The 14573-nt window shown below is 42.1% G+C and carries 11 protein-coding genes; all 11 read left to right on the top strand.

Features of this window, described 5'->3' with window-relative positions; all coding sequences use genetic code 11:
- Positions 1-9: 9 nt before the first annotated feature.
- The 11 genes from scyC to trpA all read left to right on the top strand — a co-directional run bounded on the left by scyC (position 10) and on the right by trpA (position 14487).
- Positions 10-978, top strand: a complete 969-nt coding sequence (gene scyC / locus RMY00_RS09810) for a scytonemin biosynthesis cyclase/decarboxylase ScyC (RefSeq protein ID WP_322647348.1) — start codon at positions 10-12, stop codon at positions 976-978.
- Between the two features lie 62 nt (positions 979-1040).
- Positions 1041-2321, top strand: a complete 1281-nt coding sequence (locus tag RMY00_RS09805) for a ScyD/ScyE family protein (RefSeq protein ID WP_322647347.1) — start codon at positions 1041-1043, stop codon at positions 2319-2321.
- A gap of 95 nt (positions 2322-2416) precedes the next feature.
- The gene (locus RMY00_RS09800) at positions 2417-3787 is read left to right on the top strand and encodes a ScyD/ScyE family protein (RefSeq protein ID WP_322647346.1); all 1371 of its coding nucleotides are present in this window, start codon (positions 2417-2419) and stop codon (positions 3785-3787) included.
- 169 nt (positions 3788-3956) lie between these two features.
- Entirely contained in the window at positions 3957-5135 is a 1179-nt protein-coding gene (gene scyF / locus RMY00_RS09795) for a scytonemin biosynthesis PEP-CTERM protein ScyF (protein ID WP_322647345.1), read from the top strand.
- A 232-nt stretch (positions 5136-5367) separates the two neighbouring features.
- Positions 5368-6771: a glycosyltransferase family 4 protein gene (locus RMY00_RS09790; RefSeq protein ID WP_322647344.1), complete on the top strand. Its 1404-nt coding sequence runs from the start codon at positions 5368-5370 to the stop codon at positions 6769-6771.
- Between the two features lie 17 nt (positions 6772-6788).
- On the top strand, positions 6789-7868 hold the full coding sequence (gene tyrA, locus RMY00_RS09785; RefSeq protein WP_322647343.1) for a bifunctional chorismate mutase/prephenate dehydrogenase: 1080 nt from the start codon (positions 6789-6791) through the stop codon (positions 7866-7868).
- Between the two features lie 169 nt (positions 7869-8037).
- Positions 8038-8685, top strand: coding sequence for a DsbA family oxidoreductase (locus RMY00_RS09780; protein WP_322647342.1), 648 nt, complete (start codon positions 8038-8040; stop codon positions 8683-8685).
- Complete coding sequence (locus tag RMY00_RS09775; protein WP_322647341.1) at positions 8679-9875, top strand: 3-dehydroquinate synthase; 1197 nt, start codon at positions 8679-8681, stop codon at positions 9873-9875. Before RMY00_RS09780 ends, RMY00_RS09775 begins: the two co-directional genes overlap by 7 nt.
- 381 nt (positions 9876-10256) lie before the next feature.
- On the top strand, positions 10257-12449 hold the full coding sequence (locus tag RMY00_RS09770; RefSeq protein ID WP_322647340.1) for an anthranilate synthase: 2193 nt from the start codon (positions 10257-10259) through the stop codon (positions 12447-12449).
- 108 nt (positions 12450-12557) lie between these two features.
- Entirely contained in the window at positions 12558-13409 is an 852-nt protein-coding gene (trpC, locus tag RMY00_RS09765) for an indole-3-glycerol phosphate synthase TrpC (RefSeq protein ID WP_322647339.1), read from the top strand.
- Between the two features lie 250 nt (positions 13410-13659).
- Complete coding sequence (gene trpA / locus RMY00_RS09760; RefSeq protein WP_322647338.1) at positions 13660-14487, top strand: tryptophan synthase subunit alpha; 828 nt, start codon at positions 13660-13662, stop codon at positions 14485-14487.
- The last annotated feature ends 86 nt before the right edge of the window (positions 14488-14573 follow it).

Genomic DNA, 14573 nt, shown 5'->3' with positions numbered 1-14573 from the left:
GAGTAATAAGTGGAAAAGAATACCTTTGCAACATCAGCTTATATTGCTACTTCACCAGAGAGCGCCTTTGAGTATCTTTGTAGTTTAAAGAACTTAGACGAATGGACGCTTTATAGCCGGATGAAAGAGCAAATTGACGAAGATACCTGGCTTGGAACTGCGTCTGGTTATCACAAAAACCTCTATTATCATGTTAAGAAATTAGAAAATCCGCTTTTCTACGGTATTGAGTGGCATTGTGGATTAGAGTATCAGAAATATTTTCAGGTTTACCCTGTTTTGTTATTTCCCACTGACTACATTGAGCCGGGAACAGATGAAAAAGGTGTATACTTCCATTGGTTGAGCTTTGTCGATCCCAAACGACAAACTCAGATGATTATGCAGGGAATTCACACGGTACATACTTCCGAGTGTCGTTCTCTCAAAGGTAATTTGGAACGCAAAGCTGGTCTAACCTCAGCAGCCAAAGGTCGCTACTTTATCGATACAGATACCATCTATGTTGATGCCCCAATTGAAATCGGCATTGAATACTTAAAAGACCTACGGAACATAGATGAGTGGGCACATTTACTGCGCCCAAATGGTGATATTACTTCTGAATCAGGTGAATTCAAAGATGAATATGACCAGAAAGTAAAAGTTTCCGTCCGGGTTCATAGTCTGAGCAAATACTACTTACTAGAACAAGAACACTTTTATCCAGACTACGAATATTATCAGCGTTCTGTAGCGTTACTCATTCCAACCGCATACTCATTCGCTGACCCCGAAGCTTCAGGTTTCATCCTACATCGAATCACATTCTGGAAAACAGATGGAACCGTCACTCACGGCAAACTTCAAATTGAAGACTTTGGCGCTGAGAGCATGAACATCAAACGTTTACTAGAAGCCAAAGCTGGCAACCTCAAATCATTTGACCGAGGAATGAGCTACCTCCCAAAAACTCCAGAAGCACTAGTTACCAACTAAAATCTCAGCGTCCCTTTGCGTTCCTCTGCGTTGAAAATTCTTACCTCAATTCCCTGCAACACATGAAACTGAAACAACTTACCATTACCTTCCTCACTTTTTGTGTTGCCGCTTTTTCTGGAATCAAAGCTGCCTCAGCCGCATCCTTTTCAGTAATCGCCGACGGTCTATATAGCCCTGGAGGTCTAAGCTTTAGCCCTGATGGTAATCTCTATGTCACAGAGGCGGGAATAGGGGGAAGTGGAGGTTGTGTTCCACCGTCAAGCGGTCAAGGTGATTCATTATGCTATGGCAAAAGTGGGGCAGTTACCAAAATTGAGAATGGTAAAACCGAACGCATACTTACAGGACTTCCTTCCTTAGCATTACCAGATGGTACTGGAGCCGCCGGGCCTCGTGATATCAAATTTGATGCTCAAGGTAAACCTTATATTCTGATTGGGTATGGCGCTAATCCGACCTTTCGCGATCGCAATTTAGGTAACACAGACCTCGGTAAAATCATCGCTCCCGACTTTAACACCAATTCCTGGAAGAGTGTTGCCGATTTAGGTAACTATGAACTCGCCAACAATCCCGATGGTGGTGATGTCGATAGCAATCCTTTAGGTTTCCTGATAGATGGCAATAAATTAGTTGCAGTTGATGCCGGTGCAAATGACTTACTCAGCGTTAATACTGATGGTAGAAATCTGCAATCTATTACCGCATTCTCTAAAGATGTATTGACTAATCCAGTCTTTCCACCTTCTGGAACACCATCCAATGAACCAGCACAAGTGCCATCTGAAGGTGAAGTGGTGCGATCGCAGTTTGCAAGCCAAGCAGTACCTTCAAGTGTGGCAAAAGGCCCTGATGGCGCTTATTACATCAGCCAATTTACAGGTTTTCCATTCCCAGAAAATGGGGCAAAAATCTATCGAGTTGGTGCTGATGGCAAGCCAACAGTATATGCAGATGGCTTTACCCAACTGACAGACTTGGAATTTGATACCAAGGGCAATTTGTATGCTTTGCAGTACGCCAATCAGTCAGCTTGGAAGGGTGATTTTGATGGTTCTGTGATCAAAATAGCTCCCGATGGGACACGCACAACTCTTTTGAGTGGGGATGGATTAGAGTCGCCTAGCGCTTTGACTATTGGTGCTGATGGTGCGGTATACGTCACAAACCGAGGCGATCGCGCTGGAGATGGACAAGTTCTCAGAATTGAAAATATCAAATCTGTCCCTGAACCGAGTTCTGCTTTAGGCATATTAGCGATCGCTGCCTTTGGCGTTGGTTGCTTGCACAAAAAGAGAGCTATTAAACCTCCTATAAATGGAGCCGTGGCGCTCAAGTAAAGAGTTTCAAACCAATCCTGCCTTCCTCAAAGACTGCACGTTGTCTTTAAAACCATAAAGTTTTCCACTTAACTTAATTCTCAATCTCTAAAGGTATGAAACTCAAGTCATTTGCTCTTACATCTCTTACATTTTGTTTTACTGCTATTTGTGGAACAGCATCTGCACAAGCTGCAAGCCTAACGCCAATTGTTGATGGAGTTAGTAATGCACGGGGTGTTAGCTTTGGCCCTGACGGCAGTCTCTACGTAGCAGAGCCAGGTATTGGAGGAAACGGAAATTGCCAACCATCTCCGAGTACCCTATTTCAGCCTATCTGTGCTGGTAACACTAGTTCACTGGTCAAAGTTGCACCAGATGGCACCAAACAGCGTCTATTTAATAACTTTGAGTCTCTAGCAGAGCAACCTACTGGCAACCAAGGCGCTGGTATTGAAGATATACAATTTGATTCTCAAGGGAATGCTTATCTTCTGACTGGCTTTGCTGGTTATCCAGGAAACCGCGATTTAGCAACACTTAACCTTGGTTCTAAATCCTCTATCCCACCACAGCAACTTGCAACTTTCCCGCCATCAACACCCGATAAGGTTTTAAATACATCGCTTCTAGCACAACTGTACAAAGCTGACTTGAAGACGGGATCTCTGACCAGTATTTTTGACTTTGCTAAGAATGAAATCACCAAAAATCCAGACAAAGGGGATGTAGTTACCAATCCTTATGACCTGGCTATTAGTGGCGATAATGCTTATGTCGTTGATGGGGGCGGAAACACTGCTTACAAAATCAAGCTTGACGGAAGTAAGTCCGAGGCGATCGCAATTCCTAAAAATATTATTAGTAAGTCAGATTTGCCACCAGGATTACAATTACCTCCTGGGCTATTACAGGAGCTTCCAGGAGGAAAAATAGCAATTCAATCAGTACCCACAGGTGGCGCAATTGGCCCTGATGGAGCTTTATACGTTGGCGAATATACAGGTTTTCCTTATCCAGCAGGTAAATCACGGATTTTCCGCATTGGCGATGATCTCAAACCAGAAGTTTTTCTGGATGGATTTACGCACATCACAGACCTAACCTTTGATCAAAAAGGCGATTTGCTCGTCTTACAGTTTAGCGACAAGTCCCAGTTAGGGGGTGACATCACAAATCTACCTGGTTCTCTGATCCAAGTTGCTCCTGACGGCACTCGCACAACACTTGTTGCAGCAGGTCAAGGGCTAGATTCGGCTGATGGAATTGATGTTAGTTCTGATGGCAAGATTTATATTACCAATCGCGGTGTCGGCCCAGGACGAGGGGAGGTTGTTCGGGTAGATGGTCTTGTTCAAAAAGTCCCCGAACCTGGTTCAGTAGTCGGCTTAATAGCACTTGCTAGTGTAAGCGCAACTGCTGCTTTCGCCAAGCGCAAACGCCAAGACAAGTCGGGTGAATTGCTACCCAAAGCAGAGATAGTCTAATTCCTCTTTACCTGGTATCAGGTACTTACAAAATAGGCTGCTGCCTCACACAGAAAGTTGCATTTCAAATAGGAGGCAGCAGCCCGAATCTTAGGGTTCCCGAACTAGGACTGGGAACAAAATTAGTCTAGGAAAGAGTATACACTCATACAACCAGGACTTCAAACTCATGGGATTAGTCAAAAATTTCTCAATCGGCATTCTTGGTACTGGGTTCATAGTGTTGGCAGCAGCAGCCCAAGCCAAGGCTGTAACATTAACTTACGACAGAAGTATCGGCGAACCAGGCTTCGGCCCTGGGCAACTGTTTGTTCCCCAAGGGATAGCGGTGGATAGCCAAGGGAATACTCTTATATCTAACGGACGCGGTGTTAACCCGGATGGTACTCCTAACTATAACCTCGGTGACAAAATTGAAAAATTTAGTCCAAGCGGTCAGTATATTGGAGCAATTGGCTCCGGCGGCACAGGGCCTGGGCAGTTTGACGAGCCAACAACTGTAGACTTTAATCCCGTAACAGGGGATTTGTATGCAGGTGATGTTTACAACAACCGCATCAATCAATTCGATTCTCAGGGTAACTTTATTAGATCCTTTGCAAATGGAGAATTTACCCCTCGTATAAATGATAGGCTTTTCTTTGGGCCATCTGGTGTAACATTTGACAAAACTGGCAATGTTTACGTTGGTGATTTTAACGGCGAAAGAATCCTTAAATTCACACCTGACGGAAAGCAAATTGGTGTGATTGGTGGCACTGTGGGCACTGGACTTGGAGAAACTCAAGGTGTAGCAGGTATCAGAATTTCCCCAGTCAGTGGAAATATCTTTGTAGCTGACCAGTATAACAACCGCGTTAAAGTACTCGATCCAAATGGAAAACCTCTGTACACATTTGGTTCAGCAGGTAGCGGGCCTGGACAACTTCTTCAGCCAATTGGCATTGAAGTGGACGACCAAGAGAATGTTTATGTAGCTGATTCTATCAACAGCCGTGTTCAGGTATTTGATAAAAACGGTAAATTCTTGACTTCTTACGGTAAACCAGCCCTAGATGCATCAGGCAACCCAGTCCCGCCTCCAGCATTAACTGGCCCTCCTTTTGGCAATCCCCTTGACCTCACTCCAGGCAGATTTAACTGGACAGGTGGTACAAGCCTCAAAGATGGCAAGCTTTATGTGGGCGATTTCTTCCAAGGTCGCGTCCAAGTGTTAAACGTAGAAGGCACAACTAAAGTACCTGAACCTAGTTCAGCATTGGGTTTAGCATTGCTCGGATTTGGGGCTGCTACCATCACATTGCGGAAACGTAGACAACAAAAGCCAGTCTTGAGTTTAGAGAAGTAACTGCAAAAACAGTGCTGAGTTCTGATGCTTGAGTAACAGTTTCGTCGGGTGCGTTAGCCAAGGGTATAACGCACCATCTCGATAAATTCGATACCGTATTCTCGGCGGTAACATACCCTACGAAAGTTTCTACGAAAATTTCAGGTTATTAAATCCGGAACAAGGGAGATAAAAACTGGATAACACTAATAAAGTCAATATTATTAAGGTGCTTTCAGCGCATTAAGAGTTCATGCAAATTCTGATTTATTCATACAATTATCATCCAGAGCCAATTGGTATTGCACCTTTGATGACTGAACTAGCAGAAGGGCTGGTAAAGCGAGGGCATCAAGTGCGGGTAATCACAGGTATGCCTAACTACCCTCAGCGTCAGATTTACGATCGCTATCAGGGTAAGCTATACGTTACTGAACATAAAAATGGTGTCAAAATTCAGCGTAGTTACCTGCGGATTAAGTCTAAACCTAACCTTGTAGACAGGCTATTGCTAGAGTTGAGCTTTGTTTTTACAAGCTTACCACAAGCCCTTAAAGGCGAGCGACCTGATGTAATACTCTTAACAGTGCCGCCGTTACTAGTTTGTTTACCTGCAACCTTAATAGCTTGGCTATATAATTGCCCAGTAGTGCTGAATGTGCAAGATATCCTCCCGGAAGCTGCTGTGCGTGTTGGGCTAATTAAAAATAAGTTGATGATTCAAGCTCTGGAAGCTTTAGAAAAATTTGCCTACCGAACTGCACATACCATTAGTGTGATTGCCGATGGCTTTGTAGATAATTTAAAAAATAAAGGTGTACCTGCTAATAAAATTGCCTGTATTCCAAATTGGGTGAATCTAAATTTTATCCGCCCTTTGCCGAAAGAAAATAACTCTTGGAGAGCTACCCATCAACTTAATGATAAATTTGTAGTGCTTTATTCAGGTAATATTGCTCTGACCCAAGGTTTAGAGACAGTAATCGAAGCAGCATCTCGGTTGCGTCATATTAATGATATTGTCTTTGCGATCGCAGGTGAATCTCAAGCTCTCGAAAGGTTACAAAAACATTGTCTTGCTTGTGGTGCAGATAACGTTTTGCTGTTACCCTTGGAACCGCGAGAAGAACTCCCACAAATGTTAGCAGGTGCGGATGTGGGGTTGATTGTGCAAAAAAGCAATGTGATTTCTTTCAATATGCCTTCTAAAATACCACTGCTGTTAGCTAGTGGTCGCCCAATTGTTGCTTCAGTTCCCGCAACTGGGACTGCTGCCAAAGCTATCAAAGAAAGTGGTGGCGGTCTTATCGTTGAGCCAGAGTCAGCAAATGCTTTAGCAAGTGCGATATTAGATTTATATAAACAGCCGGAATTAGCAGCGCAATTAGGGCGCAAAGGAAGAAAGTTTGCAGTAGAAAACTATTCCTTTGAGCAAGCACTAGACCGTTATGAAGAGTTATTTTATGATGCGATCGCCAAAAAAGCAACAAATTTGGATCTCTTACCCGAATTGAGTTCTAAGGAATCACTTGTTGATCAAGACTTTTTGGTACATACCTTACCCCTTGTAGGCGAAAAAACTAATCATATCGGACTAATTAAAACCATGTCCCTTGTGCGCGTAGTCTCTCAAGGACAAATGACAAATGACAAATGACAAATGACAAATGACAAATGACAAATTCAGATCAGCTTAAAAAAACTGACCAGAGCTTGATCGCCCTACTTAGCGATCGCATATCATTATTAGCAGCATCAGAACAACCTTCTTTAGATAAACAACTGGCTGATGTGGCTCCTCTACTTGCTGAAGCTGGTATTCCTGAGTCTGTTTGGGCGAGTGTAGTAAATAGTTGTCATGCTACTCTGATTCCTAAAGCTGCAACAAATCATGTCAGTTCCCGACAAATTACCATCATCGGTGGACGCGGCAGGATGGGAAGATTATTTAAAGAGCAGCTTTCACTAGTAGGTCACAATGTTAGCGTTCTCGAACATGAAGATTGGGAATACGCAGATAAACTGTTAAATCAGGCAGAATTAGTAATAGTAAGCGTTCCTATTGAACATACAGTTGATGTTATCAAGCGTGCAGCGAAATACCTTAGCTCAAATACAGCTTTGTGTGACATTACGAGCGTAAAAACTCAGCCAAATCAAGCGATGCTCGAACATCATTCCGGCCCAGTCATAGGTTTACATCCAATGTTTGGGCCAAATATAAAATCGTTTTTGGGACAAAAGGTGGTAGTGTGTCCAGGTCGAAATGATGAGTCGTTTCAATGGTTATTAGACTTTCTTAAAACTAAAGGTGGAGAATTAATTTTTTGTACGCCTGAAGAACACGATCAAATGATGGTGATTGTTCAAGCAACACAGCATTTTTGTAGATTTAGCCTTGGTGTTTTCTTAGCACAACTAAAAGTCGATATAGAGCAAAGCTTAACAATGTCAACACCTAACTATCGTCAAGAAATTGATATTGTTAAACGTTTGTTTTCTCAAAATCCTAATTTATGTGTTGATATTATGCTAGCTACAGAAGAAAGGTGTAATGCAATTAGCTATTTGGCTAATACCTACAATCGGTTGGCGAAACTGGTAGCTAGGAAAGATAGAAACGCATTAATTAAGGAATTTGAAACTACTCAAAGATTTTTTGAAGAAAAAATCAACACTTTTTTACAGCCTTTAAACACAACGGCTATCCAACGAGATTTAAAACCTCAAATCCACACAAATATTAGCATTTGATACCATTTTTAAGTGAGGCAGTGCCAAATCTTCTTTCTTTACTTTGTGTCCTTCTCTAACGAGACGCTGCGCGAATGCGCCCTTCTCTACGAGACGCTACGCGAACGCGGTTCGTTCCTTATATAGTTTGGCGCATCTTCATACAGAATTGGTATGAGTAACAAAAACTATGTTGATAGAAATCTTTCACGATCCCGTTTGCCCCTGGTGTAGAATAGCTATAAAGCATCTGTTTGATGCATTGGCAAAATGGTCAGAAAAAGAAGTAGATATCCGGTGGCATCCTTTTATTCTCGACAATACTATTCCTGCTGACGGATACGAATTTCACAGCTTTATGCAAAATAGAAAAGGTATAAAAGCCCAAGAACTGCAATATCTGTTTGAATCTACGCAATATGCAGGTGAAGCGGCTGGAGTCAAGCTAAATTTTGAAAAAATCCGTTTGGCTGTTAATACTAAACTTTCGCATCGGCTGATTACACTTGCACCAGCAAAGGTAAAAAACGATGTTGTAGAAGCCATTTATAAAGCTTATTTTGAAGATGGTTTGAACATCGGAGATATTGAAGTTCTGATTGCCATAGGTAGAGCTTACCAAATGGATTCTAGGGAATTACGTCTGCAATTGAGTGATGATGCTGCAATTAAAGCTTTCGTAGCGGAATCAATATTTGCACGACCAAATGGCATTAATAGCGTGCCGTTCTTCATTATTAATAATAAAGTCAAGATCAATGGTTCTCACTCAGTAGAAACATTTGTTCAAGCTTTGAATCGTGCCACACTTGTAAATATATCAGCAAAAACATGGTAGTTGACATTAAGCAAAAAAGTAGATTCAGTCTACAACCAATTCATCAACGTGTTTCGGTTACTTTCAACTATGAGGTTTATTTCACCAAAAACTTATTTGAGTTGAAAAACCCCACCTTAGCCCAAGTGATTACAGCAGATGGGGAGACAAAGCCGAAGAAAGTTGTAGCGATAGTAGACGCAGGTATATTGCAGCATCACCCGGAATTGGTTAACCAATTAGTAGCGTATACCAAGTTTTATGCAGAGATACTAGCGATCGCAGCCGAACCAATGATAATTTCGGGAGGAGAAGCTGCTAAAAATGATGGCACTTTAGTAGAGCAAATCCAGCAACAGATTGAAGCAGCCGGATTATGTCGCCATTCTTACGTGTTAGCGATCGGCGGCGGGGCTGTGTTGGATTTGGTAGGATATGCAGCCGCAACTGCTCACCGGGGAATTCGTCTGATTCGGATTCCGACGACAGTGCTAGCACAAAATGATTCTGGGGTTGGCGTAAAAAACGGCATTAACGCTTTTGGTAAAAAGAACTTTCTTGGCACATTTGCGCCACCTTATGCAGTTATCAATGATTCTGCCTTTTTGACAACCTTAGATGATCGCGATTGGCGTTCTGGAATCGCAGAAGCAGTCAAAGTGGCGTTAATTAAGGATGCTAGCTTTTTTGATTATATCCACTCTCACAGCGCAGCCCTGGCACGGCGAGACATGGATACTATGCAACAAGTTATTTATCGTTGCGCCCAATTGCACCTAGAACATATTGCCAATAGCGGCGATCCTTTTGAAATGGGTTCGTCTCGTCCCCTGGATTTTGGACACTGGGCGGCTCATAAACTGGAGCATTTGACAAATTATCGCTTGCGTCATGGTGAAGCAGTTGCGATCGGTATTGCTTTGGATAGCACTTATTCCTATTTGGTAGGATTGCTGGATTGCTCACAATGGCAACGGATATTAAGTACTTTGTCGGCGTTGGGTTTCACGTTGTATGTGCCAGAACTGGTTGAGAAGTTATCACAAGTGGAACATCCTAATTGTTTGTTCCGGGGTTTAACTGAGTTCCGCGAACATTTGGGGGGAGAATTGACTTTGATGCTGTTACAAAGGATTGGGAAAGGAGTTGAGGTTCATGAGGTGGATTTGTTTTTGTATAGGCAGGCAATATCGCTGTTGAAGGAGTTTTAGGATGGATTTGAAACGCAGAGGTACGCTGAGGGAAGCGCAGAGGAACGCTGAGGTTGTAAGAGGATTTACTACTTTTGAGGGAGGCGGTTGTTTTGAAATGTTGTTTTGAAATATGGCTATCAGGAAATGTACTAGAGAAGCAGTATAAAAAGCGAATAAATTGACATTTAATCGAAAAATTATTCAATGTCTTCTCTGCTTGATATCTAGTATTCTTAAACAAGAAGCGAAAAAGTTTTTCATTACATCTTTTAAAAGAATACGCAGATTTGGATAGTTTGAATTAAATTGACATCGGATTATCTGGATTTGTTTTTAATTTGAAGATAGTTATCAATAATGATTAGCTTTTGACTAATAACTCTTCCAGAGAATTTTCCCATGATCTTTGATTCCCGTTCCTACAAAACTCTTGGCGGTGTACTTGTTTCTCGCTCCATCACAGAAGTTAAGATGGACACTGCTCTCGAAGACATTCTATTCCACTTAAATTCTCAGCGTGGAGGTTTGTTAAGGAGCAGCTACGAATATCCAGGCAGATACAAAAGATGGGCGATCGGATTTGTCAATCCACCATTGGAATTGACTACACAAGATAATGCTTTTACTTTGATAGCGTTGAATGAACGCGGTCGGGTACTTTTACCATTACTCTTAGAGTGCTTATCTAACTCAATACAACTTGAGAAAGTTAGCCTAGACAATAATAGTGTTATAGGCTTTGTTAAAACTACAAAAAAACTATTTGCTGAAGAAGAACGCAGTAAACAACCTTCAGCATTTACAGTTGTCCGTGAAATTTTACACACTTTTTCTAGTCAAGAAGACGAGCATTTAGGATTGTATGGTGCATTTGGTTATGACTTAGTTTTTCAGTTTGAACCAATTACTCAACGTCTAGAACGTCCAACAGACCAACGAGATTTAGTACTTTATCTACCTGATGATTTGATAGTTGTTGACTACTATCAACAACGCGCATTTCGTCTACAATATGAATTTGAAACAGCGCATGGCAAGACTAATGATCTGCCTCGAACTGGTGAATCTGTAGACTATCGGGGAAAACATCTTCTGCCAAATCAAACTGCTGACCATAAAGTAGGTGAGTATGCCCAAAAAGTTGAGGGTGCGCTCGATTATTTTCGCCGAGGCGATTTATTTGAAGTAGTTCCTAGTCAAAACTTTTTTGAAGGATATGAAGAGGAACCTAGTAAACTATTTGAAACTTTAAAAGAAATAAATCCTAGTCCTTATGGGTTTATTTTTAATTTAGGTGGAGAATATCTGATTGGCGCATCTCCAGAAATGTTTGTGCGGGTTGAAGGTAGGCGGGTAGAAACCTGTCCCATTAGTGGCACTATTAGCCGAGGACAAGATGCTCTTGACGATGCCGTGCAAATTCGTCAGTTACTCAACTCCCACAAAGATGAAGCTGAGTTGACCATGTGTACTGATGTCGATCGCAATGACAAATCCCGAATCTGCGAACCTGGTTCAGTACAAGTGATTGGTCGTCGTCAAATAGAATTATATAGCCACCTGATACATACAGTAGATCATGTAGAAGGGACACTGCGATCGCAATTTGATGCCTTAGATGCCTTTCTATCGCATACATGGGCTGTTACAGTCACAGGCGCACCCAAAAGAGCCGCAATAGATTTTATTGAACAGCATGAACGTAGCGCCCGACGTTGGTATGGTGGCGCAGTTGGTTATTTAAATTTCAATGGAAATTTAAATACTGGATTAATTCTGCGGACAATCCGATTAAAAGACTGCATCGCCGAAGTGCGAGTTGGTGCTACTGTCCTTTATGATTCGATACCGCAAGCAGAAGAACAAGAAACAATTACCAAAGCTGCTGCTTTATTTGAAACAATTCGCCGTGTAAAAGAAAACAGTCAAAAAATTGATGAATCCAGTTCTATAAAATCAACTAAAATCCTTCCAAATGGGGCAAATGGCAAACGCATCTTGCTAATAGACTATGAAGACTCATTTGTTCATACCCTAGCCAATTACATTCGCCAAACTGGTGCAACCGTTACTACACTGCGTCATGGTTTCTCAGAATCGCTATTCGATACAGAACGCCCTGACTTAGTTGTATTATCTCCTGGCCCTGGTAGACCAAGTGATTTTCGGGTTCCTCAGACCGTCGGTGCGCTTCTTCATCGCAAAATTCCTATTTTCGGAGTTTGTCTAGGATTGCAAGGCATTGTTGAAGCATTTGATGGAGAATTAGGAGTCCTCAACTATCCCCAACATGGTAAATCCTCAAGGATTTTCGTCACCGATTCTAATTCCGTAACCTTCAAAAATTTACCACAATCTTTTCCAGTCGGTAGATATCACTCATTATTTGCCCTACCGCAACGTTTGCCAAAAGAACTTAAGGTGACAGCGATTTCTGATGACGACGTAATTATGGGCATTGAACATCAGACACTTCCCATCGCCGCCGTTCAGTTTCATCCAGAGTCAATCATGACTCTAGCCGGAGAAGTCGGTCTAGAAATCATTAAAAATGTGGTGCGTGCATACACGCAATCATTAGTTATTAGTTAGGAGTTGAGAGTTGAGAATATGGAGAAATTCTTAACTCAAAAACTCATAGATAACTCATAATTAACAACTTCTAACTCTTAACTCCTCTCCCCACTCCCCTAGCATTTTATGACTAACCAAGTTGCCCCTCCCCGCCATATTCTTGAAGAAATTGTGTTGCATAAAAGGCAAGAAGTTGCACAAATGCAGCAAGAATTGCCTTTAGCTGCCTTGCGACAACAGTTAAATTCAGCCCCGACTGTGCGGAACTTCTTGGCTGCTTTGCAAGAAAATCCTAATCAACCTAGCTTAATTGCCGAGGTAAAAAAGGCATCACCTAGCCGTGGCATTATCCGCGCAGATTTTGATGCAGTAGCTGTTGCTCAAGCTTATGAACGAGGTGGTGCAGCTTGTTTATCAGTTTTAACTGACCAAAAGTTCTTTCAAGGCAGTTTTGATAATCTGCGAAGGGTGCGTAAGCAAAGCTCGCCGGAGGCATCGCAAGTAGCATTACCCCTACTGTGCAAGGAGTTTATTATTAACCCCTATCAAATATATTTAGCACGAACAGCAGGTGCAGATGCAGTCTTATTGATTGCTGCCATTTTATCAGATCAAGAACTTCAGGGTTTTTTGCAACTAATTCATGATTTAGGCATGAATGCGCTGGTAGAAGTTCACACCTTGGATGAACTTGATCGAGTGTTAAAGCTTGACGATTTACATTTAGTAGGAATCAATAATCGCAATTTAGAAGATTTTACCCTTGATATAGGCACAACACAGCAACTTTTAGCACAGCGCCAACAACAGTTACAAAGTTTGGATATCACCGTCGTCAGCGAGTCTGGACTGTATACACCTGCTGATTTATCTCTTGTCGCTGAAGCTGGTGCGCGTGCGGTTTTGATTGGAGAATCTTTAGTTAAACAAAGCGATGTAGAACAAGCTGTGCGTATGCTAAGACTTGATGCTCCCTAACCTTACTGAAAAATTAAAGCAAGTCTTTCTAAGGCGGTTGAGTGGATGTTTGGGAAAATAGGTTTCTTGCAGAATGCGGGTAAAGGGGACATTTAAGGGGCAAAATTCCCTTTTCCCTTCCCCCTTAACCCTTTCCTTATTCCCTAACGGAGCTAAAAGACTCGACGACAAAAAATCTAGCCTGGGTATCGCTAATTGCTAAGTGTAAATTATTCCAAAACTATTAACCAATCATTAACTAATTTTCAACATGACTTCTATCTCAGCTTCCTTTCAAACTTTACGCGATCGCCAACAGTGTGCTTTAATCCCCTTTATCACAGCAGGCGATCCTAACTTAGAAACCACCGCCGAGGCTTTACGTATCTTAGATCGCAATGGTGCAGACTTTATCGAGTTGGGCGTTCCCTACTCCGACCCTCTAGCAGATGGGCCAGTGATTCAAGCAGCAGCAACCCGCGCTTTGCAAAATGGCACAAAATTAGAGCAAGTGCTAGAGATGTTGCACATAGTGATTCCCAGCTTAAAAGCGCCGATAATTCTATTTACTTACTACAATCCCATTTTGCACCGGGGTATTAAGTCGTTTTTGGTGCAAATTGCCACTGCTGGAGTGCAAGGGTTGGTAGTACCGGACTTACCCTTAGAAGAGGCAGAAGAATTAATCCAAACTGCTGCATCTTTTGGAATTGAGGTAATTTTACTCGTAGCTCCTACCAGTTCTAGAGATAGAATTGAAGCGATCGCTCATCAATCTCAGGGTTTTATTTACCTGGTGAGTGTTACAGGTGTTACAGGTATCCGCGCTCAAATTCAAGACCGCGTAAAGTATTTATTAAAAGATTTGCGAAGCGTCACCGATAAACCCATCGGCGTTGGTTTTGGCATCTCAAGGCCAGAACAAGCACATCAAGTAAAAGAATGGGGTGCAGACGCAGTAATTGTTGGTAGCGCCTTTGTGAAACGTTTAGCTGAAGGTAGCCCAAACGAAGGACTGCAAGCTGTAGAAGAATTGTGTCAGGAACTCAAAGCAGCAATTACTCCAGTATCCCTGCAACAAGTTGTTTCTGCAAAATAAAAAAGCTCTATTTTTTCTTTCTCTGCGTCCTTGGCGTCTTGGCGGTTCGATAAAGAATAACGAACCGCAAAGATCGCAAAGGAAAA

Source organism: Nostoc sp. ChiVER01 (genome assembly GCF_034531155.1).
GTDB lineage: Bacteria > Cyanobacteriota > Cyanobacteriia > Cyanobacteriales > Nostocaceae > Nostoc.
This window is presented reverse-complemented; position numbering and strand designations above follow the sequence as displayed.